Raw genomic sequence first — 7,139 nt, 5'->3', positions numbered from 1 at the left:
GAATGTGACCGGTGACTACATTTATAGAAGCCGGATAGAAGTCGTAGTACTTATAGCGATGCGTGCACCCTGTGAGTAGAAGCGCAGAAAGGACAAGCGCGAGAATCTTCATGTGATGCCTAACACCAGAGTTAAGCCGAGCAGCGTAGTGAAGCGAAACACATGGCAAGCTTTACCTGCCATGTGTTTTGCGTAACGAAGCGGATTCGGCTTGAACGACTTGTTAGGCCGCTACCTGCCGCAGCACTACTCACAACCCACCCCGTCATTGTCCCGGTCCAGATGCGGACCATACCCAGGATCACCACGGCGAACAGGCGCGGCTCCTGCAGCCCGGGCAGCGGCGCAGTTGACGAAAGCGCCTTGTTGGCGCGGAGCTGCGGGTGCAGGCGCGAAGTTGCTCTGCTGGGGAGCTGGGCGGGGTGTCGCAGGGGCACGGTGGCAGTGATAGTCGCCGGTCTTGCGGTTGTTGTGGCATCCCTCGCTGTTCAGGCCACCGGGATGGCTCAATGCCATCCCTGGCGCCAGGCACAGAGTGGCTATCAGGCTGAGGTTGAACTTTGATCTAGGCATGCACCCCCCGTGCGGCCTAACGCCTGAGTTAAGCCGACCCGCGAAGCGGGTTCGGCTTGAATGAATTGTTAGACCTCTGCCGGCTCTTTCCCGAAGTTAATGTCTCTACTCTCACGATCGACTTTGAACTGAGTCATGCCCGGGTAAGGTTGCTCAGTCCTTTCTGTGCCGCGATACTCGACACGGTAAGTGCGGTATGAGAGATCCATGAGTGGGCCACTTTGAATTAGTGCGACTCCCTCCTTTGATCGGTAGCTAGGCATTAATCCGTCTCGAACGCACGAAACGACGTAATTGACGGAACGAGTCAGCTCAAGCATGAGATCGCAAACAAGCGACACATGGTAGTCAAAGTCCGTGCTAAGCCTACGATAGAGAGGCGGGTCCCACTGGGGTATCTTGTAGAATTTCTCCGTTTGCCACGAGGTCTCCCACCTAGGTACGGCGTGTTCGTTGAAGGTCATGCAAAAATCTTGAGCTATCCGTCTGAAGTTGAGAAAGGCAGACTCAATAGCTGGATATCTTCCTGGCCAATGTCTAGAGAGCAGCCACGCTCTAATATCCTCCAACGACTGAAGAAGCTCCCTGTCAATGGACGGTTGACCGCCGCAGAGGATGGGGGAGGCACGATTAATCCAGTTGTCTAAATCGATACGCGACGCCCACTCATCAACTATTCCCGCATAGAACTCATCATCGCGTTGCTTTGCAGTGTCAAATCCAAGTTGTATCCTCACCCAGTCTTCATGAGTTCTTTTGAGTGTATTTAGCCTTTCGATTGAGAACGCGATGAATTGGTCGTCGATCTGCTTGTGGTGAATATTGCAAAGCAATATCAGATTTGCATACTTGTCCCGTTGCTCAGGTGTAAGTGGTGAATCTCCACGTGGCCCTTCGGCACTCGACGCGACAATGTGGCACGCCTCTCCCACTACGGACTCATCATCAGTCTCGCTTGCATCCATTACTAGCTCATCACGACAGATAGCGCAGCGATTCGCGGCTCGTCCCCAAAGCATTTTTTGTGTTTTGACGGAAATCGACATATTTTTGTGAGGTCTAACACTTGAATTAAGCCGCGCCGCGAAGCGGCGTCGGCTTGAATGAATTGTTAGCTGGCGCCCGCCTCACAAGACCGCTCCTTGAGTCGCGCCATGCCTTGTGCGCTGGTCGTATTCGCGTTCGAGCCGGACCTGCTTTTCGATGATTTCTCTACCTTGAGTGTTCAAGTGCTCAACGAGCTGTGAGCAGCCCGCATTCCAGCGCAGGTTCCCAAGTTCCCTTTTTATCTCATCTGCAGAATTCAATGCGAACTCGTGATGCCCCTGCTCATGCGCTTCCAACGCGCTGCGGTACGCGTTCCAGCGTTCAACAAGTTCGGCCGATACATTTGGCGACGGATTCCATGTCGGCATAGAAATATTCGATTCGATCGACGTGCTTAGATCAAGAATCTCACAGGTTTTACCTACACTCCTTGTTTTGAACCGCCAGCTAACATTCCATGTTGTGTAGCCTTGGTGCCGCACCCCATCCTTTCCAACCGGCCCCTTCGCAGCTAATTCCAGCCTCAGATCGGCAAGAGAGTTACCCTCAATTTCGTAGAGGTCAATGACGGGGCTGTCGGCAGCCGCAGGATGAGATAGAGACAACACGAAAACAAGAATGGGAACACGTAGATTCAACGCAAGCACTCCTGTCAAAGCCAGCTAACACCAGAGTTAAGCCGTGCCGCGAAGCGGCATCGGCTTGAACGAATCGTTAGGCCTGCCCTGCATGGGCTGGCGACGTGTGAAGCTCCACCCCGAGCGCACGGACAAGCTTGATGACAGTGTCGTAGCGAGGCTTCGCCCCCGGAGCGAGTGCCTTGTAGAGGCTCTCGCGACCAAGTCCAGTGTCCTTGGCGAGCTTTGTCATGCCGCGCGCCTTGGCCACGTCCGCGATGGCTTGTAGGAACACATTGGGGTTCTCGTCCTCAAGAGCGGCGTTCAGGTACTCGGCAATGACGACATCATTGTCCAGGTAGTCTGCAGCGTCGAACACGGCGATCTTTTTCATGGGGAACTCTCCAGGCCTTGGAGCAAGGCTTTAGCGGTGCGGATGTCTCGCTGCTGGGAAGACTTGTCGCCAGCGCACAAGAGCAAGTAGATCACCTCGTCCCTACGACAGTAGTAAAGCCGATACCCGGGCCCAACATGGATCCGCATCTCGGAAATACCTTCTCCGACCGGAGCTACGTCGCCAAGGTTTCCCGCCTCCGCGGAGCGAACGCGAGCGATAACGCGGGCTTTGGCGATCGGGTCACGTAGTGCCTTAAGCCAAGCGTCGAACTCGGATGTGCGGAGAAACGTGACCATGGCGCACTGTATCCGATAGGATACATCACTGTCAAGTCACCGAGCAGCCTGGGAAGCAGGCCTAACACCTGAGTTAAGCCGCGCCGCGAAGCGGCGTCGGCTTGGACGAATAGTTAGAGGGCCCCATATTAGTCACCGCCGCCATCTCCGCCGCCGCCGTCACCGTAGCCGCCGTCACCGTCGTCGCTTGATCCATCCGCGGTCTCCGACTCGAACCAGTCGAAGCTGAACCAAACATCGTGGCGCCACCCGTTGAGGAAACCTGCACCGACCGCGAACAGGAGTACGCTAATAACCGGATGCCCAGAGAAAGCGACAAACAGCCCACTGACAAAAGTCGCCAGTCCAATCACCCCTTGCAGCATGAGTCTCGTTGCCCTCTAACACCAGAGTTAAGCCGAGACGCGCAGTGAAGCGAAGCACATGGCAAGCTTTATCTGCCATGTGATTTGCGTAACGAAGCGGCTTCGGCTTGAACGACTTGTTAGGCCGCCGCACGCCGAACTTGCGCCCGACCCCGCGACAGCCCAACCCCTGAGCCGAACAGTACAACAAGTTTTGGCGGGCAGCTTGGGCCGGCGATTGCCGCGGGCGGAGCTGAGCCGGGCAGCTCGCGCGGCCAGGAACCTTCGCCGCGCTACCGCCGAAGCCGACTCGGCGGATCGAACCTTGCGGAGAGTCGCGCGCGCGTACGAAGCCGAGGTGCTTCAGGCCGGACTGCCGATGCCCTTCACCGCGTGTGCGAGATGCAAACGCCGCAGATGAGCGGGATGCTCAAGGTCGCCTGAAGCTTGGCTACGACAGTGCGGGAAACAAGGCCTAACACCTGAATTAAGCCGCGCCGCGAAGCGGTGTCGGCTTGAATGAATTGTTAGGCCTATGCAATCCTGAGGCCCATAAATGAGATCATGCACTTGCCACGCATGAGCACAAACCCGTCCGGAGACGATCCTCCTGGTCCGAGATGCGGGCTATCAAACTCGCGGAGTTCGTCGCCTGGCCGGTACAGATCTCTCATTTGTATCCAGCCCCTATGGGCGTACGCGAAAGGCACCTGCGGCACCGCGGGATTGCGAGCGGCAAAGCGCAGCCCCAAGCTTTCAAGTTCCGAGACTGAGTAGTTTTGAGCGAGAAGGCGGTAACCCGATGGCAATGGCTCGCAGCTGCCTTAGGCACTCGTCTCAGGAGCGACTATAACTGCGGCAAGGAAAAGTGAGATTGCCCAGATCTTGGTCATAGGCCTAACGCTTGAGTTAAGCCGCGCCGCGAAGCGGCGTCGGCTTGAATGAATTGTTAGGCCGTTCCCCGCGACGCTTCATGGCTCAATCCTCTTCGCTTCTTGGTCCCGCCCACCTTGATGAAGCACAAGGGCAACAACGGTTCCCGCTCCGTTCCTGAGAAAAGTAATCTGGGCGTCGACGATCTTGAAGAAGAACTTTGACTCCGACTCAGGAAAGGCTGGGAAACGAGGCTGGTCGCCCAGCTGAATTTCCAGGTGGCCCCCGGACTGCTTCACATCAAACACCAGCCCGGGAGACAGCTCATAGCGACCGATGTAACCGGCTAGAAGATGTTCCTTGACTTCTACCTGCGCACGTTCGGCATCAATGTTGCTCGATTCACGTCGTCCAGTCTGGCCATACAACTGGAGTAGTAGATCCGCACCTTCAACATCGAAGCTGGCGTGTACCGCGGTATCAGGGTGGATGAACTCGCGCGGTCGACCTTGTATGGGCGTCATGGCGTAACGGTCCCCGTTTGGGAATAGCAGGGTCAACGCTTGGTTCGCGTAGACCACAGAGACCTTCCATTCCTGTTCCGCAAATGCATACTGGCCGGTTAGAGAGTGCAGAACGTCGACAGGCTGCGTCGCGCGCGTGACCTGAACTTCGCGGAAGGTCGGCCAGTTATATGCGCGGGACACTGCGCTGAAGAATTCGACACCGAGATTTGCTCCATTATCAGAGTTGGTCAGATACACCGCGCCATCGCCGGTAAGCAAGTTTAACGTCATGCCTGCCCTGTAACCGACAGTGCCGCCATAGTGGGTAACGAAGACTTGATCGCCTTCACCAATTAATCTAAAGCCGTAAGCATGATCATCGATGGGCTTGGCAAGTATCTCGCGGACGCTGGCTTGACTGAAGACGTTACTCTTGCCCTCGTAGCCCTTACGAATTTCGAGAAGGAACATAGCCAAGTCGGTGGCCGTTGCCCACAGGCCGGCTGAGGCCTGCTCGGGATGGTTACGCCAGCCCCCAGGCACGATAGTGCCGTCGACTTGGTATCCGCGAGCGGTATATGGGTGGCTGGAGGTGGGTAACGGTATGGTGAAATCAGCTTGCTTCATGCCGGCCGGAGCGAGTAGCCACTCACGCATGATTTTATCGAAAGGCTTGTTTAGTTGATCCTGCAGAGCGATCTCTATGATGGTGTAACCGCCGCCAGAATAAGCGAGCGATGCCCCCGGTGCGTCCAGAACCTCTACCTTGCGTGAATTACTCGGTGCTTCGCCGCGCACGGTCTGTTGGTCGGTTGGTATCGGTTCGCCCTGTGCATACCCGACATGGCCCCCTGGCGTGATGCCTGCGGTATGCGTGAGCAGGTTGCGGAACGTGACCGGATTGTCGTCGGTTTGCCGGCCAGCCGGCAGATGGTAGGACGACAGATAAGTTTCGATGTTCTTATCGAAATCGATCAGCCCTGCTGTCTTCATACGCATTGCAGCGAGCAAAGTTACTGGCTTGGCGATGGAGCCGGCTTGGAACAGGCTGCCACAATCGGCATCTGTGCCATCTGTTTGCAGCTGCCCCCAAGCTGCGCTCCAATCCAGTTTGCCGTTATGAATTACTGCGACAGACAGCGCAGGCGTCTTGTACATGGCCATGCGTGACTCGACGCTATCGGCTTTGGTTTCGCCAGCAAACACCACGCGGGGCAGCATATCGTGCTCAACTTGCTGTTTGTGCGTTTGTGCGTCACTCGCTGTATAGCAACTCCAGTGTTGTTGCAGTTCAGCCTGCTTGCTGTCCTCGGTCGTCGACATCTGCGATGTGCCGGCAATGGCTAAGCTGATGATGCCGATGAAGAGCGGTACAAGCATCACAAATCTGGACATGTATGGTTCCGGTAGTTTTGCTTGTTTTCGGTCGGCAGATGAGATTGAGAGCGGCCTAACACCAGAGTTAAGCCGAGACGCGTAGTGGAGCGAAGCACATGGCAAGCTCTACCTGCCATGTGGTTTGCGTAACGAAGCGGCTTCGGCTTGAACGACTTGTTAGGCCGCGGCCACTACGGCTCATCAGCTACCTCCTGGAAGTCTTGCACGCCAATGGGAACAAAGCGGCGCTCGCCTGATGGGGCAACGCTTATAGTGCCGGTAAATATGCCACTGATGGAGCGCCATGTGAGGTGGGGCGCCTGAGTCGTCAGTGCGCGCAGGAAAAGGGCCACGCTTTGGTCTGCCGAGTCTGATGGAGAGCCCAATCGTAGCCCCGAGTTTGGGCATGCTGGATCTGACAGCGTGACGCCGTGATGTAAGTCTGTGGAAGCCACGGCCTGGAAGGAAATAGCAGAGCCAGGCAGATCAGCAAGCGACCCAAGCTGACAAAGGGTCGTAGTGCGTGCTACCGGCTCGCCGGCAAGTGCTGAAACCACTCCACTGGACACCACGAACGCGGCAGCAATGATTCCGGCGATCAGCGTCGTCCTGAGACATTTCATGAATTCACCGCGCCCCATGAGAGCGGCCTAACACCAGAGTTAAGCCGTGCCGCGAAGCGGCATCGGCTTGAACGACTCGTTAGGCCGCCGTTCCCTGGCACCTGCGCCCGACGTGCGGCAGCCCAACCCCTGAGGCAAACAGTACAACAAGCGCTGTGCCTGGTGCTGCCGAAACGCACCCTGCGCGCGGCCACGAACCCTCACCGCGCACTGCCCGAAGCCGACCCGGCAGGTCGAACCTTGCGAAGAGTCGCGCCTGTCCGAAGCCGAGCTGCTGCATGGCTGACTGCCGATGCCTGCACCGCGCGTGCGAGGCGCAAACGCTGCGGATGAGCGAGGCGCTACAGATTGCCTGGAACCCGGCAACAACAGTGCGGGAAACAAGGCCTAACACCTGAGTTAAGCCGACTTGCGTAGTGGAGGCTTTGGCGTGGCAAGCTTTTCCTGCCACGCCAAAGCCGTAACGAAGCAAGTTCGGCTTGAACG

At 56.8% G+C, this 7,139-nt stretch carries 7 protein-coding genes; all 7 read right to left on the bottom strand.

Features of this window, described 5'->3' with window-relative positions:
• Positions 1–246 precede the first annotated feature (246 nt).
• Positions 247–516: an excalibur calcium-binding domain-containing protein gene (locus WCE37_RS14605; RefSeq protein WP_343279977.1), complete on the bottom strand. Its 270-nt coding sequence runs from the start codon at positions 514–516 to the stop codon at positions 247–249.
• Positions 517–641: 125 nt separating this feature from the next.
• Entirely contained in the window at positions 642–1,592 is a 951-nt protein-coding gene (locus WCE37_RS14600; RefSeq protein ID WP_343279978.1) for an HNH endonuclease, read from the bottom strand.
• 108 nt (positions 1,593–1,700) lie between these two features.
• Complete coding sequence (locus WCE37_RS14595; RefSeq protein WP_343279976.1) at positions 1,701–2,258, bottom strand: DUF922 domain-containing protein; 558 nt, start codon at positions 2,256–2,258, stop codon at positions 1,701–1,703.
• Positions 2,259–2,334: 76 nt separating this feature from the next.
• Positions 2,335–2,631 carry an addiction module antidote protein gene (locus WCE37_RS14590; RefSeq protein WP_343279975.1) on the bottom strand — a complete coding sequence of 99 codons (297 nt, stop codon included), beginning with the start codon at positions 2,629–2,631 and terminating at the stop codon, positions 2,335–2,337.
• Complete coding sequence (locus tag WCE37_RS14585) at positions 2,628–2,930, bottom strand: type II toxin-antitoxin system RelE/ParE family toxin (RefSeq protein WP_343279974.1); 303 nt, start codon at positions 2,928–2,930, stop codon at positions 2,628–2,630. The genes WCE37_RS14590 and WCE37_RS14585 overlap by 4 nt, the downstream gene beginning before the upstream one ends.
• Positions 2,931–3,058: 128 nt before the next feature.
• Positions 3,059–3,295: a hypothetical protein gene (locus tag WCE37_RS14580; protein ID WP_343279962.1), complete on the bottom strand. Its 237-nt coding sequence runs from the start codon at positions 3,293–3,295 to the stop codon at positions 3,059–3,061.
• A gap of 950 nt (positions 3,296–4,245) precedes the next feature.
• Entirely contained in the window at positions 4,246–6,048 is a 1,803-nt protein-coding gene (locus WCE37_RS14575) for a serine hydrolase (protein WP_343279973.1), read from the bottom strand.
• Between the last annotated feature and the right edge of the window lie 1,091 nt (positions 6,049–7,139).

The organism is Luteimonas sp. MJ250, from assembly GCF_039548455.1.
GTDB lineage: Bacteria > Pseudomonadota > Gammaproteobacteria > Xanthomonadales > Xanthomonadaceae > Luteimonas.
This window is presented reverse-complemented; position numbering and strand designations above follow the sequence as displayed.